We start from the raw sequence: 23719 nt of genomic DNA, 5'->3' as shown, positions 1-23719 counted from the left end.
GCAGAAAGTCACACGCTAAGTTACCCACGAGTAACTTAACGTAGGGTAATCTCCCGGACGAGCTACTTGTGGACGTACGTGACGAACTCGTGCGACCGCCACACCCAGTGCCACCAGAACAGGAGGTCGACGAAGACCAATGCCGAACATCGTCGTACTGATCAAGCAGGTTCCCGACACCTGGTCCGAGCGCAAGCTGACCAGCGGTGACTACACCCTCGACCGCGAGGCCGCCGACGCCATCCTCGATGAGATCAACGAGCGCGCCGTCGAGGAGGCGCTGTTGATCAAGGAGGCGCAGGGCGGCGAGGTCACCGTGCTGGCCGCAGGCCCCGATCGGGCCACCGAGGCCATCCGCAAGGCCCTGTCCATGGGCGCGGACAAGGCCATCCACATCAACGACCCGGCCATCCACGGCTCCGACGCCGTGCAGACCGCCTACATCCTGGCCGCCGCGCTGGGCCAGATCGAGGGCATCGAGCTGGTCATCGCGGGCAACGAGGCCACCGACGGTCGCGCCGGTGCGGTTCCGGCCATCATCGCCGAGTACCTGGGCCTGCCGCAGCTGACCCACCTGCGCAAGCTGACCGTCGACGGTGAGCGCATCGCCGGCGAGCGGGAGACCGACGAGGGCGTGTTCAAGCTCGAGGCCACTCTTCCGGCCATCGTCTCGGTCACCGAGAAGATCAACGAGCCGCGCTTCCCGTCCTTCAAGGGCATCATGGCCGCCAAGAAGAAGGAAGTTCAGACCTTCACCCTGGCGGATCTGGGCGTCGACCCGGAGACCGTGGGCGTTGCGAACGCCGGCACCCAGGTGACCGGTGTGACCCCGAAGCCGGCGCGCACGGCGGGCGAGAAGATCGTCGACGAGGGCGAGGGCGGCAACCAGATCGCCACCTACCTGGTCGGCCAGAAGATCATCTAAAGCCCCCGAGCCCAACGACTTTCAGGAGATAGAAAAATGGCAGAAGTTCTGGTGCTCGTGGAGCACGCTGACGGTGCGCCCAAGAAGGTGACCACCGAACTCCTCACCGCCGCCCGCTCGCTCGGCACCCCGGCAGCCGTCGTGGTCGGCCCGGCCGGCACCGCCGACAAGCTGGGCGACGCCCTGGCCGCCGCCGGCGCCGAGAAGATCTACGTCGCCGAGGGCGACGACGCCGAGGGCTTCCTCGTCACTCCCAAGGTCGACGTGCTTGCCGGCCTGTCCGAGTCCGCCGCCCCGGCCGCGATCCTGGTCGCCGCCACCGCGGAGGGCAAGGAGGTGTCGGGTCGCCTGGCCGCCCGCATCGGTTCCGGTCTGCTCATCGACGCCATTGCCGTGAACGATGACGGCTCGGTGCAGCACTCCATCTTCGGTGGCGCGTTCACCGTGGACGCCAAGGCCACCGGCGACGTGCCGGTGATCTCGGTGCGCCCGGGCGCCGTCGAGGCCGCCCCGCAGGCCGCCGCCGGCGAGAAGGTCGCCGTCGAGCTGCCCGCGCAGGAAGAGGGCGTCGTCAAGGTCGTCTCGCGTGAGCCGAACGTGGGCGGCGACCGCCCCGAGCTCACCGAGGCCGCGATCGTGGTCTCCGGTGGCCGTGGTGTCGGTTCCGCCGACAACTTCGGCAAGGTCGTCGAGCCGCTGGCCGACGCCCTCGGTGCCGCCGTCGGTGCGTCCCGTGCCGCCGTCGACTCCGGCTACTACCCGGGCCAGTTCCAGGTCGGTCAGACCGGTAAGACGGTCTCCCCGCAGCTGTACATCGCCCTCGGCATCTCCGGCGCCATCCAGCACCGCGCCGGCATGCAGACCTCGAAGACCATCGTGGCCGTCAACAAGGACGAAGAGGCCCCGATCTTCGAGATCTCGGACTACGGCATCGTCGGCGACCTGTTCAACGTCGCTCCGCAGCTGACCGAGGCCGTGAAGGCCCACAAGGGCTGAACACCCCTGCGGTAACCCGCAATCGACTGTCCCCCGGCCCGAACGGCCGGGGGACAGTTTGCGTTCGTGCCCAAAGGTATCAGGGGCTCCGATTGATAGCGTTCATGTGCGTCCTGCTTCCCTGCCCCATGGACAACGCGGGGCCCGGCCCATCGGGTGAGGTGGGGCGTGCGTCGTAAAGTGGCACGGTGCTTGGGCGATTCGATCCTCGGCGTCGGCGGGCTGAGCCGGTCGCGCCGGAGAAGGCCGATGCGGCAGACGATGTCGAGCTGACCGATATCGTCGTGGCCTTGCATTTCGATTTGGCCGAATGGCTGGGGTCGGATGCGCCGCCGAAGGTGTTCGACCGGATCTCCGGCGCGCTCGACGAGGGCTTCACCTCGGTGGTGACAACCGGGCAGGCGGTGGATCGGGAGACGTTCCTGGCGGGGATCTGGTTGGCCCGGAATGTGCTGGCGGGGGTGGAGATCGAGGTCTCCGAGGTCACGGAGATCGCCCGCAGCGGGCAGCTGATCGTGGTCCGCTTCGACGCGGAGAACCGCATCGGTGCGGTGAAGACCGGCAGACGCACGGTGACGGCCGTCCTGGTGACAGACGGACGAACCTACCTGTGGCGCACCGTGCATGAGACCCCGGTTCCCGAAACCGTCCAGCCCATCACCACGGAGCCACCTGCTGGTGCGCCGCCCGAGCGGGCCGAAACCGTCGACGACGAGCCGGCCGAGGGCTCAGCCGTAGAGGCGGGCGGCGATGTGGCCGTCGGGGCGGATGAGCAGAGCGGTGGTGGGGGAGAGCCCGCAGACGTCGCGGAGGGATTGGGGGAGTTGGGATCCGGTGAGAAGGATGTGGCCGGGCCCGACCAGATCGAGAGTGGAGCGGCCGTCGGCGAGCCAGGCGTGCGGGAGACGCTCGCCGACATTCGCCGAAGGGGCGTAGCCGTCGGTGGTGAGTGTCGTGCCGGTGTCGCGGTAGGCGGTGCCCAGCAGAAGTTCGTCGTCGATGCGGTAGCTCGAGCGATTGCCGGCATTCACGATGGAGATGTCGATGACCTGGCGGGCCACGGGGCGGCGCTCGAATTCGTAGGTGTCGAGCAGGGATTCGGGCGCCGCGCGGGTGAGAACCGCGGCCAGCTTCCACGCGAGATTGTCGGCGTCGCCGATGCCCACGTTCATCCCGTGCCCGCCGGTGGGCGGGACGGCGTGCGCAGCGTCTCCGGCCAGCATCACGCGGCCCGACCGATAGCTGTCCGCGAGCCGCGCATCCATACGCCAGGTGGCGGTGTTGCGGACGATCACGTCCAGATCGGGTATGCCGGTGCCGGAACGAATCTGGGCAACCAAGTCGATATCGCCGGGCCGTCTGCCGTTCAGCGGATGCTGGTAGATCCAATGCCGGTCATTGTCAATCGCCAGGAACCCGCCACCGCCGGTGAGGAAGTAGGAGGTGCTGGCGCGATCGGCCACCACCGGGCCCAGCGGTGCTTCGAATCGGACGCTGAGAAATTCGTTCAGGCCGGTCGGCCCCGTCATCGTGATGCCGCTGCCGCTGCGGACGGTGCTGTGCGCGCCATCGCAGCCGATCAGCCAATCCGCCTGCAGCACTGACTCTGCACCGGTCCGCTCCTCGCGAATCGTGGCGGTGACTCCGGAACCGGTCTGCTCGTAGGACATCAGTCGGACGCCCAGTCGCACCGATTCGCCCGCGCGAGCGGACAGCACGCGTTCCAGCGCGTTTTGGGAACAGGTGAGACCGGGTGCGGACGTATGGCCGGCGTTCTCCGAAACCGGCAGCGTGCGAACGTGATCCGGATCGTTGAGCGTCCGCCCCCGGAAGAAGGCGACATGGTCGGCGGGCAGTCCGGCCGCGCGGATCTCCGCCTCGAGCCCCAGCCGCCGGAAGATCTCCATCGAGCGGGCCGAGATGCCGCGCGCCTTGGGGTGCGGCGACGGCTCGACGCGAGCCTCGATGACCCGGTGATCGATTCCCATCCGCGACAACAGGATCGACAGGGTCAGCCCGACAGGCCCGCCGCCGATCACCAGGACCGAGGTGCGCATCATCCTCCTGTAACGCCAATTGATTCTATTGACGTTACGCTGCAGAGGTGGCGGATGACCAGAACCCGAGAGGGCTGTACTTCCTGGCCGACCTGGCGAACGCCGTGCGGGCCGGAAGCGGGGACCGGGACGTGCGGCGAATCCTGCGCGAGCACCGAGCCCCCGAGCGCTACCGCACCGCCGAACCGGCCGAGATCCGCCCTGCGGCCGCTCGCATCGCCGACATTCTCGAGCTCACCGATCCCGATGACGCGGCGCGGGAGATCAATGCCCTCCTGGCCGACTATCCGGCGCGCCCGCTACTCGTCCAATTCCCCGGCCGCCCTTGGTCCATGCATTCGCGCCCGCCCGAGGACGCCGACCCCGAATACTGGCTGCTGGCCAAGGCGGCGCTGGCGCTGGGCCTGTGGTTGAGCGACCGCGGCCGATGCGCGTGGGGCCGGTGCGCCGCCACCGCCTGCGGCCGCTTCTTCATCGACACCGGGCGGCGGCAACCTCAGAAGTACTGCGGAACCACCTGTGCCACCAGAACCAGGGTGGCCGCGCACCGGCAACGGTCCGGCAGGATGGACTGATGCCGATCTCGTTGCCGCCGAAGGTGGCGGAGACCATCGCGGAGAGTTTCGGGGAACGGGGGCCGCTGTGGCTGGCCGCGCTGCCCGGGGTGGTGGACACATTGTGCGCGGCTTGGGGGTTGGAGGTCATCGGGGAGAGCTTCGGGGGTGGGACACATTCGTGGGTCGCGCCGGCGCGGCGGGCCGCCGGGTCGGTCGCGGTGCTCAAGGTGCCGGTGGTCGACGAGGAGAACTACGGGGAGCCGACCGGGCTGTACTGCTATGGCGGGGATGGGGCGGTGCGGTTGTTCGAGTTCGATCCGGGGACGGGGGCGATGCTGCTCGAATGGGCACGGCCGGGACCCGAAAGCGTATCTGGGGGAGGCGGCGTTCGATGCCGGATTCCTGATCATGATTCAGGTGCAGAGCGAACCGACGCCGGAGCATGCCCGGGCGGTGGTCGAGCGGACCGCCGCGGGATTGGCCGTGGGCGCCGATCGGGCGCGTGCCTGGGCGTTCATGCGGTCGATGGAGGAGATCGTGTGGGCCGTCGAGGACGAGGTACCCGCGGACCTGCGGTTGCATCTCGCGGTCGCGACGGCGTTGGCCTGACCGTAGTGGCCGAAATCTACTGCGGCCGATACCGTTCGCGGGCCGCCCGCCGCCGCTGCGCGTCGCGCTGGACCACCATGCCGATGGAGGTGGGGACGAGCACGCATGTTCTCGTGCCCCACGATGCCAGGTTAATTCGGTTCCGCCGGGTGTGTCGGCGGTATTCGGCTGCGCGGCTGCGACTTTCGCGCCGCGGTCAGGTGTCGGCGGGCAGTCCGGCGAGGCCCGCCACCAGCGCCCGGGCGTCGGCGCGGGCGGTCGCGGCCCACGGTGCGCTCGGTTTGTGGATGCGCAGGGAGGCCACCCCGTGCATGGCGCACCAGATGCGCAGGGCGGTGGTGCGGCGGGCCTGCGGGTCGGTGTCGGGCACCTGGGGGTCGGTGTCGGGCAGCAGCCGGGCGAGGCGGTCGAGCAGATCCAGGCCGGGGCCCTCGCCCTCGGTGTCGAGCGGATCTGGCCGCTCGAACAGCAATTGGTATGCGCCCGGGTGGTTTTCGGCCCAGGTCAGGTAGGCGCCGAGCAGGGCGTCGAGTCGTTCGGCGGGGCTCGCGGCTTCCGGGTCGGCGGCGTCGAGGTCGGCGCGCAGCCGGCCGAACAGCTCGGCGATCACCGCGTAGTTCAGCGCGTCCTGGGAGGCGAAGTGCATGTAGACGGCGCTGGGTGCGACGCCGCAGGCGCGGGCGATGGCGCGCAGTGACGGCGCGGGCAGTGGCTGTGGTTCGAGCAGCAGGTCGATGGCCGCGGCGACGAGTTCGGCGTGCAACCGCTCGCCTTCGCCGCGGGTTCGGCGCTGTCGGGTACCCGGCACGAAGTCCTCCTTGACAGAGATGACTGAACAGCTGTTAAGTATACATAGATGAACACCTGTTCACCTAGGAGGAGAAATGACCGAGTGGTATCCGGCGACCGCGGTCGTCACCGGCGCGAGCAGCGGCATCGGCGCGGCCTTCGCCACCGCCCTGGCCGCCCGCGGCTGCGACCTGGTCCTGGTGGCCCGGCGCGAGCCGCGGCTGCGGGACCTGGCGAAGGAATTGGAAGCCGCGCACGGGGTTTCGGTGCGCGTACTCGCCGCGGACCTCGCGGATCCGGCCGGAGTGGCCCGGGTCGCCGAGGTCTGCGCCGATCCGCTGCATCCCGTCGGCATTTTGATCAACAACGCGGGTTTCGCCACCCACGGCGCGCTGGCCGATCATGCGGCCGGGAAGGTTCGCGAGGAGATCGCGGTGAATGTGGCCGCGCTGGCCGAGCTGACCCACGCCGCGCTGCCGGGCATGGTGACCCGCGATCGCGGGGTGATCGTCAATATCGCCTCGACCGCGGCCTTCCAGCCGATTCCGTTCATGGCCGTCTACGGCGCGACCAAGGCCTTCGTGCTCTCCTTCACCGAGGCACTGTGGGGCGAACTGGAGGGGTCGGGCGTCACCGCGCTGGCGGTCTGCCCGGGCGCGACCGACACCGAATTCTTCGATGTGGCAGGCGAAGCGGCGAGTGTCGGCAGCCGGCAGACGCCACGGCAGGTGGTGATCACCGCCCTGCGGGCCCTGGATCGCCGCAATCCGCCGCCGAGCATCGTATCCGGCATCGCCAATGCGGTCTCGTCGGGTCTGCCGCGAATCCTGCCGCGCCGCACCACCATCCGCGTGACCAGGCGTCTGGTGGGCTCGGAATGATGTTCGCACTGCGCCCGAGCGAACTGGGCGATATCGATGCCATGCGCCTGCACCTGCACAGCGAGCGCACGGTGGCGGCCTCGGCGGCGCGCACCTTCGAGATCCTCGCCGCGGGGGAGGGGCAGACCGAATGGGCGAACGGCTATCGCGCCACCACGTGGCACTCGAATGCCCGTGCCGCGGGCACGATCCGCGATATCCATCTGCGCTGGATCACCGTGCGGGAACGCTTCCTGGCCTGGGAACCGGCCGCGCGCTTCACCTTCGGTGCGGACGCCATGTCGATTCCCCTGGCCCGCCGCATGATCGAGGACATCTCGTTCACGCCGATCGATGCCGGGCACTGCACGCTGACCTGGCAGGTCCATCTGGATCCGGCCCCGGCGCTCGCTCCGGTCGAGGCGCGGTTCGTGCGGTCGATGCTGACTCCGATGTTCGAGTCCTTCGCGGCCGGTCTGGCCGAGTTCGCCGCCGCGCATCCCGGTTAGGGGTGGCGCGTCACGCGCAGTGCAGCGCCGCCAGCAGGGTGGTCACGATGGGGGAGGTGCGGCCCTCGCCGCGGGTCACGGCCGAGACCGGGATGCGCAGCGGGTGTCCGGTGAGCCGCAGGGTGGCGATGCCCTCGGTCTGGCTGTCGGCGTAGAGGATGGTCCAGGCGTCGGGCCGGTTGATGAGTTCCATGGTGGCGGTGTGGTCCGGCGGGATGGGCGGGCCGAAGACCGGCCCGGTGGGGAGGTCGGCGAAGGCGGCCCGCACCACATTGTGGAGCAGGACCTGTTCCGACTCGGGCGGGAGCAGCAGTGGATAGGCCCCCAATTCCGCGAGGGTGACATCGCCGCCGCGCATGACGAGCGGGTGCGCGGTGGACGTGGCGATGACGGGATCCTCGTCCCAGAGCTTCTCGACGGTCAGCCCCGGCTGGTCCACGCTGCCTCGGATGAGGGCAAGGTCACAGTCGCCGTCGGCCACCGCTTGGATGCGCTGCCGGAAGGGCTTGATGACGAATTCGATCTCCGCGCCCGGATGCGCCTCGCGCGCGCCCGCGATGGCGGACAGTGATCTAGTTGCAAAGCTCATATTAGCCGCCAAGCGAATGCGCGGCCCGGAGGCCCGCACAGCTGCGCGAATGGCTGATTCCAGGCTCAGCATTTGCTTCGCAAGGGGAAGTAGCCGAGTGGTCGCGTCGGTCGGGACGACCGAGCGCGTGGACCGTTCGAAGAGGTTCACGCCGAGGTCGCGTTCCAGCCGGGCGATCTGATGACTGATAGCCGACTGCGAGATGAAGCATCGGCTCGCGGCCCGGCTGAAGCTCAGCTCCTCACAGACCGCCACGAAGTAGGCCAGTTGGCGCAGCTCCACGGCATTCTCCAATTCATGATCAACGTAGATAAGAGTCATCTTGATTATGCGCCCTGACGGCTGGAACAACCGCGTTCCGAATCACGGTTAGTCATGACGGAAGGGAGCAGTCATGCAACACGTGGAGGCGGGTATCGAAACCGCCGATGTCGTCATCGTCGGATCGGGCTTCGGTGGTCTCGCCGCTGCGAAGCAGTTGAACAAGTCGGGTGTCCGGTACGTCCTGATCTCGGGTACGCCCGAGCATCTCTTCCAGCCACTCCTCTATCAGGTCGCGACGGGTGTGCTGGCCTCGGACGAGATCGCGCCTCCCATGGCCAATATCCTGCGCAACCACAAGAACGGCGAGGTGCGGCTGGGCAAGGTCACCGCCATCGACGCCCCCAATGCGGTACTCACCTATGAGACATCCGAAGGTACGCGCCGGATCCGGTACGGCAAGCTCATCGCCGCCACCGGCGCCAGCCAGTCGTACTTCGGCCGTGACGACTTCGCGGACAAGACGTTCTCGCTCAAGACCATCGACGACGCCCGCAACCTGCGCGCGCAGATCCAGCGCGTCTTCGAGCAGGCCAAGGATGCCGACCCGGAGACCCGCCGCCGGTTGCTGAGCTTCGTGGTGGTCGGTGCGGGCGCGACCGGCGTCGAGGTCGCGGGTCAGCTCAAGGAGCTCGCGAAGAGGTACTACCACCAGGAGGACACCGTCACCCTGGTGGAGGGCGCGGGCGTGGTGCTGCCGCCCTTCGGCGGCGGGCTGTCGGAATATGCCAAGGAGTCGCTGGAGCGCAGCGGCGTCGAGGTGCTGGTCGACACCTTCGTGACCGACATCGAGGACGGCAAGGTCACCGTCAAGAGCAAGGACGGCGTGGAGCGCCGGATCGCCGCCGAGACCGTGGTGTGGTCGGCGGGCGTGCAGGCCGGCGGCTTCGCCCAGGTGCTGGCCGAGGCCACCGGCTGCGAAACCGACCGCGCCGGACGCCTGCTCATCAACCCCGACTGCACCGTCGGCGGTCACGCCGACATCTTCGCCATCGGTGACATGACCTACCTCAACGGCTACCCCGGTCAGTCCCCGGTGGCCATGCAGGAGGGCCGCCACGTCGCCGACATCATCCGCGGCAAGAAGCCCGCGGCCACCCCGTTCAAGTACTGGGACAAAGGCTCGATGGCGGTGATCAGCCGCTTCAGCGCGGTCACCAAGCTGAACGACAAGGTCAAGTTCACCGGTCTCATCGCCTGGGTGGCCTGGCTCGCGGTGCACATCTACTACCTGGTCGGCTTCCGCAACCGCTTCGCCGCGGTGCTGTCCTGGCTGGTCGCCTTCATCGGCAGTGGCCGGCCCGGCTTCAACGAGGTCGAAAAGGCCTCGGCCGCAAAGACTCCGGAGAAGTCACCGGTAGCGGCCTGACCGCAGGAACGAAACGAGCCGCCCGGCGATAGCGCCGGGCGGCTCGTTCCCGTTGTGGGGCAAGGTTAACCTGCGACTATGGCTGTTCCTACAACTCGATTGCTGGTGCTGGCGGTGGTGCGCCTGCTCCAGCCCGTGCACGGCTACGACGTGCGCCGCGAATTGCTGTCCTGGCATGCCGACGACTGGGCCAATGTGAAGCCCGGCTCGGTGTACGGGGCGCTGAACACGCTGGAGCGGGACGGCCTCATCTCGGTGGAGGGTGTCGGGCAGGAGGGGGCGCGGCCGGAGCGGCGCACGTATCGGCTGACTCCGGAGGGGGAGAAGGAATTCGGCGAGATGCTGCGCGAGTCGCTGTTCGCGGCCGACCAGCTCAAGCATCCGTATTTCGCGACGGTGTCGCTGTTTCCGCACGCGCCGAAGGTGGATGTGATTGCGGCGCTGCGCAGCCGGATCCTGCAGTTCGAGTCGAATCTGGTCTATCTAGAGCGCGAGGAGGAGCGGATTCTGGCCGGGAGCGGGGATCCGAGGGAGGCGGAGCCGCATCATGTCGCCGATGCGATCAATCTTGCTGCGGCGCATGTGCGTGCGGATCTGGAGTGGTCGCGCCGGACCCTGCAGCGGATCGAGAGCGGGGAGTTGAACGCCTGGTCGGGGACCATGGGCGGGGCCCCGGTCCCGCCTCCGGTGAAGTAGTGTCGCCGCTCCCGGCGAAGTAATCAAGTTTTAATAGTCAAGCTTGACTATGTGGGTGGGTCGTTTCTACCGTTGAGGCGTGGAAACGACATCACCCGTCCGCGGCGCACCCACCGACCCGGTCATCCGGGTCCGTGGGCTGGCCCGGACCTTCAAGACCAGAACCGGTGACGTGCAAGCGGTCACGGGTATCGACTTCGACGTGCGCTACGGCGAGATCATCGGACTGCTCGGTCCCAACGGGGCGGGCAAGACCACCACCCTGCGGATGATCTCGACGCTGCTGGCGCCCACCGCGGGCGAGGCCACCGTGGTCGGCGCCGACCTGCGCGCCGAGCCGCGGACGGTGCGCTCCCGCATCGGCTATGTGCCGCAGGGCGGATCGACCAACGAGACCGAACTGGTCGAGGACGAATTAATCCTGCAGGCAAGGCTTTTCGGGCTGTCCAAGTCCGAGGCCAGGCGCAATGCCGCCGACCTGGCCAAGGCGCTCGAATTCGACGGGCTGGAACGCCGCCGGTGCGGGCAGCTCTCCGGCGGGCAGCGTCGGCGGGTGGACATCGCGCTCGGCCTCGTACACCGGCCCACGCTCATCTACCTCGACGAACCCACCACCGGGCTGGATCCGCAGAGCCGGGCCAACCTGTGGGACCACATCCGGCGGCTGCGCGACGAAGGCACCACCGTCGTACTCACCACCCACTATCTGGAGGAGGCGGACGCGCTCTGCGATCGCATCCTGGTGATGGACCACGGCACGATCGTCGCCGAAGGCACCCCCGACGAGTTGAAGCGGCGCATCTCGGGCGACGTGATCAGCCTCGAAATCGATTCCGGCAGCGCCGATCTTGCCTTGGATGTCGCCGCCGAGGCGCTCGAACTGCGCTCCCGGCTGCGTACCGACGGGCACGAGAACGGCCACGCCGGAAAGAGTCTCGTGCATCTCACCGTCGAACACGGTGACGCCGCGGTGGTTCCGCTGCTGCAGGCGCTCGGCGACAAGGGCATCACGCCCGGCTCGCTCACGGTCAAGCGTCCCAGCCTCGACGATGTGTTCCTCACGCTCACCGGGCGTTCGCTCCGGGAAGGAGACCGGTCATGACATTCCTGCGCGACACCGGACTGATCTACTGGTCCCAGGTCCGGGCCAATCTGCGCAATCCGGTCTGGGTGATCATCGGCCTGATGCAGCCGATCATCTACCTGGTCCTGTTCGGTCCCCTGGTGAAGGGCATCGCCCCGTCACTGGGCCCGGGCGCGGATCCGTGGAAGATCCTCACCCCGGCGCTGGTCATCCAGATCGGTTTGTTCGGAGCATTGTTCGTCGGCTTCGGCATCGTGGCCGAATGGCGCGCGGGCGTGATCGAACGGCAGCGGGTGACTCCCGCCTCGCGCGGCGCGCTGCTGCTGGGCCGGGTGCTCAAGGACATGACGGTGCTGCTGGTGCAGGCCCTGGTGCTGGTCGGGGTGGCCACGGCGGTCTTCGGGCTGCGGCCGAATCCGGGCGGTCTGGTGCTGTCGCTGCTGCTGATCGCCGTCATGGGTGCGGGGCTGGCGTCCGCGTCCTATGCGCTGGGCCTGTGGGCGCGCTCGGAGGACACCCTGGCCTCGCTGCTGAACTCGGTGTCGGTGCCGATCATGCTGCTGTCGGGCATCCTGCTGCCGATGACGGTGGGACCGAAGTGGCTGCAGGACATCGCGAAGGTGAATCCGTTCTCGCACACCGTGGACGCGGCGCGGGCGCTGTTCCGCGGTGACTTCGGGGCGCACGAGGTCTATGTCGGCACCGCCGTCACCATCGTGGTCTCACTGCTGCTGATCCTGGTCGCCTCCCGCAGCTTCGCCCGGGAGAACGCCTGACCCGGGCGGTTCTTCGCTGCCGGCGAAAAGTTGTTGACCTGAACAGAGGTTCAGGTTTCACGATGGCTGTATGCCTGAAAACACGAAAAGGGCCCTGATCACCGGGGCGTCGGCGGGCTTCGGCCGGGCGGTCGCGCTCGCGCTCGCCGAACGGGATTGGGAGCTGATCCTCGTCGCTCGCGGCGCGGATCGGCTCGACCGGGTGCGGGCCGCGACCGGCGCGCACGCCATCGCGGGAGATGTCGCCGACCCGGCGGTGCGTGAGCGCATCGCCGAGGCCGTCGGCTCCGGCCGGCTGGACATGGTGCTCAACAATGCCAGCGCACTGGGCCCGAGCCCGCTCCCGACCCTGGACCGCTACCCGCTGGACGAACTCGCCACCGTCCTCGACACCAATGTGATTGCACCCCTGGCGATTCTGCAGCTCACCCTGACCGCACTCCGGGCCTCCGACGGCGTGGTGGTGGACATCAGCTCCGACGCCGCCGTCGGCGGTTACGAGGGCTGGGGCGGCTACGGCGCCTCCAAGGCCGCACTGGACCAGCTCACCAACGTGCTCGCCGCCGAGAATCCCCAGCTGCGCATCTACAGCTTCGATCCCGGCGACATGCGCACCGAGATGCACCAGGCCGCCTTCCCTGGTGAGGACATCTCCGACCGTCCGGAACCGGAAACCGTTGTCCCCGCCCTGCTGCGCCTTCTCGAGTCGCGCCCACCGAGCGGCCGCTACCTCGCGTCCGAACTGTCGGTGGCGTCATGACCCTCGGTATGGAGGAGCTCGCGTTCACCCTGCCCGGCGAGCTGTCGGCGACCAGCCCGCCCGAGGCGCGCGGCCTGGCGCGTGACGAGGTCCGGATGCTCGTCTGCGACGCCGGGACGGTCACCCACGCGCGGTTCCGGGAGCTGCCGAGATTCCTGCGCGCCGGAGACCTTGTGGTGGTGAACAATTCGGCCATGCTCAGCGCCGCGGTGGATGCGTGCTACGGCGATGCGCCGGCGGTGCTGCACTTCTCGACCTGGCTCGACGACGGGCGCTGGGTGGTCGAACTGCGCGACCCCGCGGGCGTGCCGTGGCGCGGGCGAGCACTGAAACCCGGTGCGCGCATTACCCTTCCGGCCGGTCACATCGCCACCGTGCGCACCCGTTGGCCGCGCGGCAGCGACCGCCTGTGGGCCGCGGACGTCGAAGCCGCGTCCGATCATGACGCCGTCGGGAATCCAGCTGCCGTTGGGAACCGGGGCGCCGCGGCGGGCCACGGCGACGGGGTCGAGAGAGCGGGGGCGGATGTGCGGGCGCTGCTCGCACGGTATGGCCGCCCGATCTCCTACTCCTACCTCACGGGGCGGTGGTCGGCCGCCTACTATCGGACGGTCTTCGGGCTCGAGCCGGGCAGTGCCGAAATGCCCAGTGCAGGGCGGCCTTTCACCGAGGCGCTGGTGACCGAGCTGGTGGCGGGCGGAGTGGGATTCGCGCCGATCACGCTGCATACCGGGGTTTCGTCGCCGGAGTCCGGGGAGCCGCCGAGTCCGGAGCGGTTCGCGGTGCCGGAGATGACGGCGCGGCTGGTCAATGCCACGCATGCGGCGGGCGGCCGGGTGGTGGCGGTGGGGACCACGGTCACCCGGGCGCTCGAAACCGCCACCGCCGCAGACGGTCTGGTGCGTCCGATGGCCGGTTGGACCGAGCTGGTGCTCGACGGGGATCGTCCCGCGCGGGCGGTGGACGGGCTGATCACCGGCTGGCACGCGCCGGGCGCCTCGCATCTGCATCTGCTCGAATCCGTGGCGGGCGGGGCGGTGGTGTGGGAGGCGTACCGGGTGGCGCTCGACTCCGGGTATCTCTGGCACGAATTCGGTGATTCCGCCATGCTCTTCCGGAACTGACCCGCTGTCGTTCCGGAAGTGGACCCCCGCGGTGCAAGGCTCACCCGGGGAGCGTAGGCTGATTTCTTCCGCGTTGCCGACCGCTCGCGGACGCGGGTCCGGGCTCGCCGCAACGTCTTCCGGGCTCGCCGCGCGGCCTTCCGGAGGCGCCGGTACCCCGCCGGGATACGAGCATTTGTCCTGGTAGAGAACGTTGCGAGGCGGTCGGATGAACTCCCGGTGCGGTCTGCGTCGCGTTCACCGGACTGGCATCGGCAGGTAATCCGGCGGTCGCTCCAGCGCAGTCTGGGACTGGCTTGATCAAGCCTATGACCACCATGGCAGCGTCGAATTCCAGCCTGCTGGCAGCCACGTCGAAGCCCGCCCCGGAAGCACCCCGCACCACCGGACGGTCCCAGTACTCCCTGGTCGTCTCCTCCGATGCCGAACACCGCGAGGCCGCGCAGCGGCTGCGCTACCAGGTGTTCGCCAATGAGCCGGGCTTCACCATTCCCGACAACGGAACCGGCCTGGACGCCGACCGTTTCGACGACCACTGCGATCACCTGCTGGTGCGTGACGAGCTCACCGAGCAGTTCGTCGGCTGCTACCGCATGCTGCCCCCGGACAAGGTGACCGCCGCCGGCGGGTACTACACCGCCACCGAATTCGACTTGGCCGCACTGGATCCCGTGGGTCACCGGATCGTCGAGATGGGCCGCGCCTGCGTGGTGCCCGATCACCGCAACGGTTCGGTGCTGACGCTGATGTGGGCGGGCATCCTGCACTACATCCAGCTCACCGGATACGACTGGGTGATGGGCTGCGTCTCGGTGCCGATGCGGATGACGCCCGAGGACGAGCCCGGCGTGAACGTGCGCGGCGTGCGCGACATGCTGCTGCGCAAGCACGCGCTGGAGACGGAACGCCATGTGCGCCCGTACAACCCGGTGGTGGTGGACGGCCGCACCCTCGATGAGCTGGCAGCCCCCGCCCGCCCCAAGCTACCCCCGCTGCTGAGCGGCTACCTACGCCTGGGCGCGCAGATCTGTGGCGAGCCCGCCCACGACCCGGACTTCGCGGTCGCCGACTTCGTCGCCCTGCTCGGCCTCGAGACCATCAACACCCGCTACCTGGAGCGCCTGCAGGGCGCGGCCAACAGCCTGGATGCCCGGTGATGCCCCATGATGCCCGCACTGCTCTCCCCGGAGACCGGATCGCTCTCGTGCCCGCCGGCCGAGGCCTCCGCCCACGCCTGGATGCCCCACAGTCCCTGCGGCCCTTCGTGTGTCGACGCTCCCGCTGAGGCGGGCACGCTGCGGGTGGCCGCCCGGATCGCCGGCATCGCCGGGGTCCTGCTGAGCTTCCCCATCGCGCACTACGCCACCCCGCGCCGCCGCCGCGCCGGGCTGCAGCGCCGCTATGCGCGAGCCCTGCTGGCCTGCTGCGGGATTCGCGTCCGCATCGTCGACAACCGCGCCCCCGACGACCGTCGCGAGGGCGGTGTGCTGATGGTGGCCCGCCACATCGGCTGGACCGACATCGTGGCCCTCACCGCCGTCGAGCCCGTGTCCTTCGTGGCCCGCGCCGACATGGTCGAGTGGCCGATGCTCGGCGATGTCGCCAAGCGGGTGCGCGTCATCCCGATCGAGCGCGAACGCCTGCGGCAGCTGCCGTCGGTCATCGCGACCATGGCCGACCGCCTGCGCGCCGGTGAGCGCGTCACCTTCTTCCCCGAGGGCACCACCTGGTGTGGCCGCGCCCACGGCCGCCTGCGTCCCGCCCTGTTCCAGGCCGCCATCGACTCCGATACGCCGGTCCAGCCCATCCGCCTGCGCTACCTCGACCGCGCCGGCGACCTGTCCACCATCCCCGGCTTCGTCGGTATCGACTCGCTGGCCGACTCGATCCGCCGCGTCCTGCGCTCCAAGGGCGTCGTCGCCGAGATCGCCCTGCAGCCGCAGCTGCTCCCCGACACCGACCGTCACGAGCTGGCCCGCCGCTGCGAACAGACCCTGGAGGGCGACACCGTGGCCCGCGCCTTCACCGACGTCATCCACGGCTCCGAGCACCTCGAGGCCGTCGGCACGGGTGCGGATCGACGTGCGGAGGCACCGCGGGCGACCGCCGGGAAGTGACTCGCCCGCGAGTGGCCCGGGACTGATCAGGAATCGAGAAGCGCTGGTCAGTGGCGCGACCGTAGCGTTGCCGACATGACTTCCATCGAGAACATCACCCTCGACGTCGCGGACATCGATGCCGCGGCCACCTTCTACTCCACCGCGTTCGGACTGGACTCGCAGCTGCTGGGCTTCCGGGCCACCCAGGAGCCCAGCACCGGATTCCGCGGGTACACGCTCTCGCTGACGGTGGCCCAGCCGGCCGACGCCGACGCCTATCTGGATGCGGCGCTGGCGGCGGGTGCGACCTCGCTCAAGCCCGCGGCCAAGTCGATGTGGGGTTACGGCGGCGTGGTCCAGGCTCCGGACGGCGCGATCTGGAAGGTCGCGACCTCCTCGAAGAAGAACAGCGGTCCGGCGGCCAAGCGCTTCGACTCCATGGTGTTGCTGCTGGGTGTGGAGAACATCGGCGCGAGCAAGCGCTTCTATGTCGACCACGGGCTGCCGGTGGCCAAGAGCTTCGGGCCGATGTACGTGGAGTTCGACACCGGCTCGAGTCCGGTGAAGCTGGCCCTGTACAAGCGTCGCGGCCTGGCCAAGGACGCCGGGGTCTCCTCCGATGGCAGCGGGTCTCACCGCCTTGTGGTGGGCGGCGCTGCGACCTTCACCGATCCGGACGGATTCGCCTGGGAGACCACGTCCCAGCATGCCGCCCGCTGATTCGTCACCGTTCCACGGGCGGTTGCCCGCCTTACCGGAATGCCGTCGGTACCTTCGGCGAAGCGGAGCAAATTAGGGGCTTCGGGTGGGGACTCGGTGCATTAGGGACTTGTGCAGGCGTCCAGTTTCAAACGTGCCTGAAACGGCATAGTTCTCGCGGTCATGGGCGACTTGTCGGTAACACACCAACCCGTCTGTTCGACGGGAAGGCAACCGAACAACAACGTCTGGAAGCGAATTCGAAAATGTCGGCTAGGACATTCCCGGTCATGGTGATCGCCGCGGCCGCAGTCGCACTATGGGCGCCGCTGGCCGGCGCGGACCCGACCGCGACGACACAGCCCGCCCCGGGCGCCGGCCTCGGTGTGGACGTCGGCATCGGACCCGGCGGGGTGAACGTGGGCGTCGACGTCCAAGGCGGAGGCGGCGGCAATGCCGGTGCGTCCGTCCAGCCGAGCGCCGGCGCGAATGCCGGTGGTGGTGTGCAGGTCGGCGGTGGCGCGCAGACCGGCGGCAATGCCGGTGGTGGTGTGCAGGTCGGCGGCGGCGCGCAGACCGGCGGCAATGCCAACGGTGGCGTGCAGGTCGGTGGCGGTACTCAGGTCGGCGGGGATGCCAATGGCGGTGTGCAGGTCGGCGGCGGTACGCAGACCGGTGGCAATGCCAACGGTGGTGTGCAGGTCGGTGGCGGTACGCAGACCGGCGGCGATGCCAACGGTGGTGTGCAGATCGGCGGCGGCACCCAGGTTGGCGGTGACGCGAATGGCGGTGTGCAGGTCGGCGGTGGAGTCCAGACCGGCGGCAATGCCAACGGTGGTGTGCAGGTCGGTGGCGGTACGCAGGTCGGCGGGGATGCCAACGGTGGTGTGCAGGTCGGCGGTGGAGTCCAGACCGGCGGCAATGCCAACGGTGGTGTGCAGGTCGGTGGCGGTACGCAGATCGGTGGCAATGCCGGTGGTGGCGTGCAGGTCGGTGGCGGTACACAGGTTGGCGGGGATGCCAACGGTGGTGTGCAGATCGGTGGCGGTACGCAGATCGGTGGCAATGCCGGTGGCGGAGTACAGGCCGGCGGGAACACCGACATCGGCGGTAGCGCTCTGGGTGGCATCGATCTGGTGACGGCCGGAGCCGCGGCGGCCGGTGCGGACACGGTGTACGGCATGGCGATTCCGGTCGGTGCGACCACCGGCATCCCGGGCGGCACGGCCGTCACCGATCAGGTTCCGCCGGGCGGCTACGTGATTCCCAAGGGCGCGCCCGAAACCGGCGCTGGCGGCATGGCCGCCCAGGTGAGCGCGCAGTGAGCACCGCGAAGGGAAACGCCTTGGGCGCGTTGAGAATCCGTAGACCACTACGCGGTGCGCTCGTCGCCGTGGTGGCGATCATCCTGGCCCTGGTGACCGGTTGTTCGTCCTCCGGCGCGACCCATTCGGCCGCGAGCACGACCACCGCGGCCGCGTCCGCCTCCGGGGTGAAGACGGCGGCCGCGATCAGCCGGTCCACTCCGGTGTCGTTCGACATCGCCTCGATCAAGGCCTCTGGGTCGCTGATCGCGGTGGGGCTCAATGCCGATGGCTCGGTCCAGGTGCCTTCCGACTACCTGCAGGCCGGCTGGTACCAGCAGGGTCCCGCGCCGGGCGAGCAGGGCTCGGCGGTCATCCTCGGCCACGTCGACTCCTACAAGGGCACCGGCGTCTTCTTCTACCTGAAGAAGGTGAAGCCGGGCGACATGATCGACGTGAAGCGCGCAGACGGCAAGACCGCGCACTTCAAGGTCACCGACGTCCGCATGTACCTGAAATCCCAGTTCCCCGACCAGCTCGTCTTCGGTCCCCGCGGCGGCGCGACGCTGCAGGTGGTCACGTGTGGCGGCCAGTTCGACCAGGCTGCCAAGAGTTACGAGTCCAACGTGGTGGTCTTCTCGTCCCTCGATTCGGTGACCTAGCCGTGCCCGGGGCGCGCGGCGGTCCTGTGAGTCTGCTGTGGCCCTGATTGTCCGAATGTCGGCGTGTCGCGCTGTCGTGTCCGCTGAGACTCGGCGATGTTGTTGGCAGAGAACAGATTTCGGTGCATCCGGGTGCGGCGGATCGCGCCACACCGGATTTGCCGGTGGTGATACGGATTGGCTACGTTCCCGTGCGCACCATTCGGATCGATCGACAGCGGAGGTGGACATGCAGACCTTTGCGCAGAACCTCGGAACGATCGGCAACGACGCGTTGTCGATCGGGCAGGGAATGCTCGTGATGCTCACCGACATCATCGGTATGGGTGGCACCGGCTACGCCGGCGCCGGTCAGTACCCGTTCGGCTGATCGAGCAGTGGCCGAACCGTCCCGCAGGTCTTCGTCGGCTGCGGGGCGGTAAGGCCCACCGGGGTCAGTACTCGCCCTTGATGACGAAGTACGAGCCGCGAATGGTGCCGGCCAGCTTCGACTTCTGCCGCGCGAACTTGAATTGCGAGGCGAGCTCCGCGGGGACTTCCATCCCGTCGGCGAGCTTGAACCCGACCGCTCGTTTCTTGGCGTCGTCGACGGTGTACATCACGTTGATCGACAAGCCGTTCTGGTAGAACACGTAGGCGATTCGAATGTCCTCGACCTGGAAGGCCGTCGCCTCGAGGGGCTTCGAGGAGATGACGAGGGACCGCTCCTTCGCGAGGATCCGGTGCACCCACTCGATGGTCTGCTGGGCGTCCTCTGCGGGCTCCACCGTGAAGATATGGTCGTACTTGTTCTTGAAGTACCGGGCCTCGTTCGCCCGCAATCCGGCGAGCGCGGGTGCGACCGGCGACGACTCCAGTCCCTCGGTCGAGACGTTCACGAAGTCAACAACATACGGCATGGCGAATTCCTTCACACGAATGTCCGATCGGGTCGGACGGTGCTCTCGGACAGGCCGCGGTAATCCTAGCCGCGCCCGCCCGGCCGATCGGTAACCCGAAGGCGTCACGGGCGTTTCGCGGATGCTTCCCATTCGAAGCCGTCCGGGTCGACGAACGAGGAGATGGCGCCGCTGACCACGATTCCGTGCGGGCCCGAGCCGGTCGGCGGCACGCCGGCGTCCTTGGCGGCGGCCGCGAGGGGGTACATGGCGAGCTTGACGGGGGAGTCGGGGAGGGCGAATTCGATGTACTTGCTGCCGAAGCTCTTCGAGACGGTGAGGCCGCGGTCGAGGTAGAACTGCTTGCTGGCCTTCACGTTCTCGACCCCGAGCAGCAGGACGACGCTGTCGATGTCGCGGGTCGCGGGGCCGGTGTTCTTCTTCTGGGAGGTGGTGACCTTCCAGACGGTGCCGTCCGGGCCCTGGATGACGGCGCCGTAGCCCCAGAGGCTCTTCTTGGCCGGCTTCAGGATGGTGAATCCGTTCTGCAGCGCGCCGGCGATGAGATTGTCGGCGGTGCCGGGCTGGGTGACGACCAGGGACAGCATGAATCCGCGGAATCCTTCCGCCGGGGCGGTGGCGGGACGGAAGGTCAGCCGGGCGCCGAGGCCGAAGGCGGCTTCGTAGGCGGCCGCGGTGGCGGCGGGGTCGGCAGCCTCGAGGCTGACGTTGATTTCGGTGGTGGTGGCGGTGTTCGTCATGCCGATAACGCTAAATTTCGGCCGGGCCCGCGACATCCGTGCCGACCACGGATCCCGCCACGGATTCAGGGTCGGTGGATTCCGAGGTTGGTGAAACGCTCCAGCAGCACCGCCAGGTGCACGCCGATGGACTCGGTCCGCAGGCGGTGACTGCGCGCCAGCGTCACCAGGCCGTGCAGGGCGGCCCAGAACACCTCGGTGTCGGTGTCGGCGTCCGGATCGATGTCGCCGGGGGATGCGCTGATCGCCGACCGCATTTCGTCGAAGGCGCGGCGTAACTGCTCGGGCGTCTCGGCGCTGCCGAAGGCGAGATCGGTGGCCTGGACGAACATGGCGTCGTAGAGCGCCGGCTGGGACAACCCGAATTCGACATACGCGGTGGCCAGCGCGCCCAGGCGCTGCTCGAGGGTCTCGCGCCCCGCGCACGCGGCGTGCAGATTGTCGGCCAGCTCGGCGAAACCCTGCACGGCCACCGCCGCCACGATGGCCTCCATGCTCGTGAAATGGCTGTAGAGCACGGGCTGGCTGTACTCGATGCAATCGGCCAGCCGGCGCGTGGTCACCGCGGCCCAGCCATCGTCCTCGGCGAGTCTGCGTGTGGTGTCGATGATCAGCTGACGCCTGGCGGCCCGTTCCCGCTCCCGCCGTTGCTGGATCGTCATGGCGTCTTCTGAATCGTCATCGACTTATCGTATCGGCCGTAAAGTTATCTAGCTACTGACTCTGAATATGTTGGCGATATGAATTCTACCATCGCTAGAATCGCCCAGTGAGGAGAAGAAGCCGTTGTGGCTTCCCGATGTTGCCGAAAGCGCGTGCCCTGCAACGGACTTGGGATTCGGTCATCAATCCGCGCGCCGCACTGCAGGGCCTCGCGGTGCTGTCGTTGTTCGTCCGTGCCGTCGCGGGCTGAGACGAGCCATCCGTCCGGCGGAGAAACACGCATGCGGACAAGAGAACTCGGCACCCGGAGCTCGACGGTCTCCGCGCAGAGGCTCGGCGGTATGGGCGTGAGCGTCGCCTCCGGCGCGGCAGGCGACCGATCGAGGTCACCGCCCGGCCATCACCGGGCCTTGCTCGTGCTCGTGGACGGGCTGGTGGTCGGCACATCGATCACATCCGGTATCTGGCCGCCGCCGAAAACCGGTACCGAGGTCGTTGAAGTCGGCGGGGTGAGCGGACTGCTGTGGTGGCTGCCGCAGCCCGCGAGGGCCACCACCGCCAGCGCAATCGACGCCACTGTGATCAGGTGCTTGGGCACGTATCGACCTTTCGTGTGGGATCGGTCGCGGCCGCGCCGCACACCACCCCATTGCCCATGTACCGGTGCGTGTGCGGTCGACCGCGTTGAAAACGGGGCCGGTCCGCGAGTCGGTGTCGGCCGCACCGAATTCTGGTGCACCCGGCCCGGCGCTGCACCACCGGTGTCCGAGATCGGCACGTGTGGTCCGCAGTCTGGCACGATCGGAACCCCCGGGATGCGGGCGGCGGGAACGTGTTCGGTGTGGTTGATCCGGTGCGGGCTATGAGTCCGGATCGCGCGGCGCGGTGCTCCGGATCAGGTGTACGACGTCGTACGGGCACATCGGCTGCGTCGGGCGCAAGGATCGGTAGGTATACCGATCGACCGTGCCCTGCTCCAGGTTTCGCACCAATAGTGCGTCGCCGTCCTGTTCGTCCCCGACCGGGTCGGTGGCGAAGAATCGCTTGAAGTCCTTCGGCGATCGCGAATAGCAGGCGTTGAAGATCTCGTCGAGGCGCTGCTGCGGAACGATACCGGGACCCATGACCCGCAGGGAATGGATCACGCGAACGGCGACGTCGCGCCAGTCGACCAGCAGTTCTCGTGCGGCGTCGGTCATGATCCATTCGGCCAGATTGACCGGGCGGGCCGGACCGAGGTCGGCCGGCGTCAAGCTCGGAATCAGTTGGCGCGCGGGTCCGTTGGCAGCGACGACATCCAAATCGGGGAATCTGATGAAAAAGGCGGGCCCGGAGAACGATTCGAGATGAGCGAGATCCTCGCGGCCGATGGTCCGGGGCCAGGGTTCCGTGCGCAGCGTATCCAGGTCACCGAGCGCCAGCGACATGATCTTGCGCAACATCCAGTCCGGTGGATTCAGCGCGCGGCACCAGGCCGCCAGACCTTCGGTGCTCGGCTTGCGCAGACCGGCCTCCCACTTCCGCAGGGACGACAGCGTGGTCGACGCGGCCAGGGCCACCTCCTCCTGGGTCAATCCCAGCGCCTCACGTTGCCGGCGGAGATAGCCCCCGATCTCGGGTCGCTCGCAGACCCACGAGAGCCGGCCGGCGCCGCGGCGGACCTGGGTGGGTGGGATCGGGGGAAATGCCGACTGGCCAGGGCGGGGGAGCGAAGGTGCGGCGATCTGCACGGCCAGCCTCTCTATCGAACGTCCTGCGAAGCCTTGCGCGGCCGAGCGGTGTGAATCGGATTCGCTGAAGAACTTTTACCCGACGCCCCGAAACGGCGCACTGTCGGAAAGATCACAGCGTTTGCAACATGAATATTCGCTGATGCCAACGGTTTTCCGACACCTTTCATGCACCGTTTGTTCATTGAAATTTGGGTAATGGGGCGAAATCGTGAACAGAGCTCCAAGGCTCATATCTCGTGCTGCCTGGTTGTGCAGGCGGTGGGTGTGGGCGTTCGGACGGAAGGTGTGACAATTTGTGTCGCTCGGTCAATCGTTCAGCTCGCGTTCTGGTGTCTAGATCTGTGTGAAATCGATTTTCGTACAACGGATTTGGTGATATCCGACAGAAGGGTAGGGGTGACGACTCGGCGTGGCTGATCGGTGATAGCTGCCTTTTTCCTGGTTGGTGGGTGCTGCTGCGTCCTTCGGTGTGCCGAGTGGCTGATCCATCCCGCCGGTAGTGCTCGATTCCGCTGTTGTGCAGAGATTTATGCCTGATTTCGGGCATGTTGTCGCTGCTGTGTTGCGGGGCACCGGTGAGTTGTGGTGCGCGGTGCGGGGCTGAGTTGCGCGCTGTCCGAGTGCATTGCACAGTCTTGGTCGCCAGAAAGCCGTTTCATAACGGGTTTTGAATTTCCGGCCCCGGTGGCCATCCAGTTCGTCCTCCGCATGGGCGCTGGTGCGGCGACTTATCGCGGAGAAGGAATCCACAGTGGGGACAGCCTTGGACAGCAACGAACCCGATCGGGACAAATCGGACACGTCCGAACCGGCCATCGAGCCGAACGCCGATGCCGTCGATGCGGTGCCGACCGAATTCATCGAGGCCCCGGGGGAACTCGCCGAGGCCCCGGGGAAAT

At 68.1% G+C, this 23719-nt stretch carries 27 protein-coding genes; 19 read left to right on the top strand and 8 right to left on the bottom strand.

What is annotated here, in order from left to right; genetic code table 11:
• Positions 1-139 precede the first annotated feature (139 nt).
• Together ACFXHE_RS11605 and ACFXHE_RS11600 are read left to right on the top strand one after the other, a co-directional pair.
• Positions 140-925, top strand: a complete 786-nt coding sequence (locus ACFXHE_RS11605; protein WP_326309084.1) for an electron transfer flavoprotein subunit beta/FixA family protein — start codon at positions 140-142, stop codon at positions 923-925.
• A 36-nt stretch (positions 926-961) separates the two neighbouring features.
• Positions 962-1921: an electron transfer flavoprotein subunit alpha/FixB family protein gene (locus ACFXHE_RS11600; protein WP_379382234.1), complete on the top strand. Its 960-nt coding sequence runs from the start codon at positions 962-964 to the stop codon at positions 1919-1921.
• Positions 1922-2649: 728 nt separating this feature from the next.
• Here ACFXHE_RS11600 and ACFXHE_RS11595 read toward each other — a convergent pair.
• A complete protein-coding gene (locus ACFXHE_RS11595) occupies positions 2650-3978 on the bottom strand; it encodes an FAD-dependent monooxygenase (RefSeq protein WP_379382233.1) in 1329 nt (442 codons plus the stop codon).
• Positions 3979-4025: 47 nt separating this feature from the next.
• On the opposite strand from ACFXHE_RS11595, the gene ACFXHE_RS11590 reads away from it, so the two are divergent.
• Complete coding sequence (locus tag ACFXHE_RS11590; protein WP_379382232.1) at positions 4026-4553, top strand: CGNR zinc finger domain-containing protein; 528 nt, start codon at positions 4026-4028, stop codon at positions 4551-4553.
• A 399-nt stretch (positions 4554-4952) separates the two neighbouring features.
• Positions 4953-5144, top strand: a complete 192-nt coding sequence (locus ACFXHE_RS11585; protein WP_379382230.1) for a hypothetical protein — start codon at positions 4953-4955, stop codon at positions 5142-5144.
• A gap of 196 nt (positions 5145-5340) precedes the next feature.
• Here the strand turns inward: ACFXHE_RS11585 and ACFXHE_RS11580 are convergent, their stop codons facing one another.
• Positions 5341-5952, bottom strand: coding sequence for a TetR/AcrR family transcriptional regulator (locus ACFXHE_RS11580; RefSeq protein ID WP_379382228.1), 612 nt, complete (start codon positions 5950-5952; stop codon positions 5341-5343).
• A gap of 76 nt (positions 5953-6028) precedes the next feature.
• Here ACFXHE_RS11580 and ACFXHE_RS11575 point away from each other — a divergent pair, with 76 nt between their 5' ends.
• Both ACFXHE_RS11575 and ACFXHE_RS11570 read left to right on the top strand, forming a co-directional pair.
• The gene (locus ACFXHE_RS11575; protein WP_379382226.1) at positions 6029-6814 is read left to right on the top strand and encodes an SDR family NAD(P)-dependent oxidoreductase; all 786 of its coding nucleotides are present in this window, start codon (positions 6029-6031) and stop codon (positions 6812-6814) included.
• A complete protein-coding gene (locus tag ACFXHE_RS11570; protein WP_379382224.1) occupies positions 6811-7302 on the top strand; it encodes an SRPBCC family protein in 492 nt (163 codons plus the stop codon). The genes ACFXHE_RS11575 and ACFXHE_RS11570 overlap by 4 nt, the downstream gene beginning before the upstream one ends.
• A gap of 10 nt (positions 7303-7312) precedes the next feature.
• On the opposite strand, the gene ACFXHE_RS11565 is transcribed toward ACFXHE_RS11570, so the two are convergent.
• Positions 7313-8173: a LysR family transcriptional regulator gene (locus ACFXHE_RS11565; protein WP_379382815.1), complete on the bottom strand. Its 861-nt coding sequence runs from the start codon at positions 8171-8173 to the stop codon at positions 7313-7315.
• 112 nt (positions 8174-8285) lie between these two features.
• Here ACFXHE_RS11565 and ACFXHE_RS11560 point away from each other — a divergent pair, with 112 nt between their 5' ends.
• The 12 genes from ACFXHE_RS11560 (at position 8286) to ACFXHE_RS11505 (ending at position 19155) form a co-directional block, all read left to right on the top strand.
• Positions 8286-9581 (top strand): NAD(P)/FAD-dependent oxidoreductase, encoded by a 1296-nt coding sequence (locus ACFXHE_RS11560; protein WP_379382222.1) that lies wholly within the window; start codon positions 8286-8288, stop codon positions 9579-9581.
• 78 nt (positions 9582-9659) lie between these two features.
• Positions 9660-10277 carry a PadR family transcriptional regulator gene (locus tag ACFXHE_RS11555; protein WP_379382220.1) on the top strand — a complete coding sequence of 206 codons (618 nt, stop codon included), beginning with the start codon at positions 9660-9662 and terminating at the stop codon, positions 10275-10277.
• A gap of 79 nt (positions 10278-10356) precedes the next feature.
• The gene (locus tag ACFXHE_RS11550) at positions 10357-11379 is read left to right on the top strand and encodes an ATP-binding cassette domain-containing protein (protein WP_379382219.1); all 1023 of its coding nucleotides are present in this window, start codon (positions 10357-10359) and stop codon (positions 11377-11379) included.
• The gene (locus ACFXHE_RS11545; protein ID WP_379382217.1) at positions 11376-12137 is read left to right on the top strand and encodes an ABC transporter permease; all 762 of its coding nucleotides are present in this window, start codon (positions 11376-11378) and stop codon (positions 12135-12137) included. Before ACFXHE_RS11550 ends, ACFXHE_RS11545 begins: the two co-directional genes overlap by 4 nt.
• Before the next feature lie 70 nt (positions 12138-12207).
• Positions 12208-12897 (top strand): SDR family NAD(P)-dependent oxidoreductase, encoded by a 690-nt coding sequence (locus ACFXHE_RS11540; protein WP_379382215.1) that lies wholly within the window; start codon positions 12208-12210, stop codon positions 12895-12897.
• Complete coding sequence (locus ACFXHE_RS11535) at positions 12894-14021, top strand: S-adenosylmethionine:tRNA ribosyltransferase-isomerase (protein WP_379382213.1); 1128 nt, start codon at positions 12894-12896, stop codon at positions 14019-14021. The genes ACFXHE_RS11540 and ACFXHE_RS11535 overlap by 4 nt, the downstream gene beginning before the upstream one ends.
• Before the next feature lie 308 nt (positions 14022-14329).
• On the top strand, positions 14330-15178 hold the full coding sequence (locus ACFXHE_RS11530; protein WP_379382211.1) for a GNAT family N-acetyltransferase: 849 nt from the start codon (positions 14330-14332) through the stop codon (positions 15176-15178).
• 6 nt (positions 15179-15184) lie between these two features.
• Positions 15185-16138 (top strand): lysophospholipid acyltransferase family protein, encoded by a 954-nt coding sequence (locus tag ACFXHE_RS11525; protein ID WP_379382209.1) that lies wholly within the window; start codon positions 15185-15187, stop codon positions 16136-16138.
• Between the two features lie 75 nt (positions 16139-16213).
• Positions 16214-16840: a VOC family protein gene (locus ACFXHE_RS11520; protein ID WP_379382207.1), complete on the top strand. Its 627-nt coding sequence runs from the start codon at positions 16214-16216 to the stop codon at positions 16838-16840.
• Positions 16841-17085: 245 nt separating this feature from the next.
• Complete coding sequence (locus ACFXHE_RS11515) at positions 17086-18144, top strand: hypothetical protein (RefSeq protein ID WP_379382205.1); 1059 nt, start codon at positions 17086-17088, stop codon at positions 18142-18144.
• Entirely contained in the window at positions 18141-18785 is a 645-nt protein-coding gene (locus ACFXHE_RS11510; protein WP_379382204.1) for a class F sortase, read from the top strand. Before ACFXHE_RS11515 ends, ACFXHE_RS11510 begins: the two co-directional genes overlap by 4 nt.
• A 223-nt stretch (positions 18786-19008) precedes the next feature.
• Positions 19009-19155, top strand: a complete 147-nt coding sequence (locus tag ACFXHE_RS11505) for a hypothetical protein (protein WP_354835208.1) — start codon at positions 19009-19011, stop codon at positions 19153-19155.
• A 64-nt stretch (positions 19156-19219) separates the two neighbouring features.
• On the opposite strand, the gene ACFXHE_RS11500 is transcribed toward ACFXHE_RS11505, so the two are convergent.
• From ACFXHE_RS11500 to ACFXHE_RS11490, 3 genes are all read right to left on the bottom strand, one after another.
• A complete protein-coding gene (locus ACFXHE_RS11500; RefSeq protein ID WP_379382202.1) occupies positions 19220-19684 on the bottom strand; it encodes a phage tail protein in 465 nt (154 codons plus the stop codon).
• A gap of 104 nt (positions 19685-19788) precedes the next feature.
• The gene (locus tag ACFXHE_RS11495; protein ID WP_379382200.1) at positions 19789-20424 is read right to left on the bottom strand and encodes a glyoxalase; all 636 of its coding nucleotides are present in this window, start codon (positions 20422-20424) and stop codon (positions 19789-19791) included.
• Positions 20425-20489: 65 nt separating this feature from the next.
• Positions 20490-21086, bottom strand: a complete 597-nt coding sequence (locus ACFXHE_RS11490; RefSeq protein WP_379382199.1) for a TetR/AcrR family transcriptional regulator — start codon at positions 21084-21086, stop codon at positions 20490-20492.
• Between the two features lie 107 nt (positions 21087-21193).
• Here ACFXHE_RS11490 and ACFXHE_RS11485 point away from each other — a divergent pair, with 107 nt between their 5' ends.
• The gene (locus ACFXHE_RS11485; RefSeq protein ID WP_379382197.1) at positions 21194-21337 is read left to right on the top strand and encodes a hypothetical protein; all 144 of its coding nucleotides are present in this window, start codon (positions 21194-21196) and stop codon (positions 21335-21337) included.
• Between the two features lie 150 nt (positions 21338-21487).
• On the opposite strand, the gene ACFXHE_RS11480 is transcribed toward ACFXHE_RS11485, so the two are convergent.
• A complete protein-coding gene (locus ACFXHE_RS11480; protein WP_379382195.1) occupies positions 21488-21685 on the bottom strand; it encodes a hypothetical protein in 198 nt (65 codons plus the stop codon).
• 262 nt (positions 21686-21947) lie between these two features.
• The gene (locus ACFXHE_RS11475) at positions 21948-22817 is read right to left on the bottom strand and encodes a helix-turn-helix domain-containing protein (protein ID WP_379382194.1); all 870 of its coding nucleotides are present in this window, start codon (positions 22815-22817) and stop codon (positions 21948-21950) included.
• Positions 22818-23719: the final 902 nt, after the last annotated feature.

The organism is Nocardia sp. NPDC059229, assembly GCF_042754165.1.
Lineage (GTDB): Bacteria > Actinomycetota > Actinomycetes > Mycobacteriales > Mycobacteriaceae > Nocardia.
This window is presented reverse-complemented; position numbering and strand designations above follow the sequence as displayed.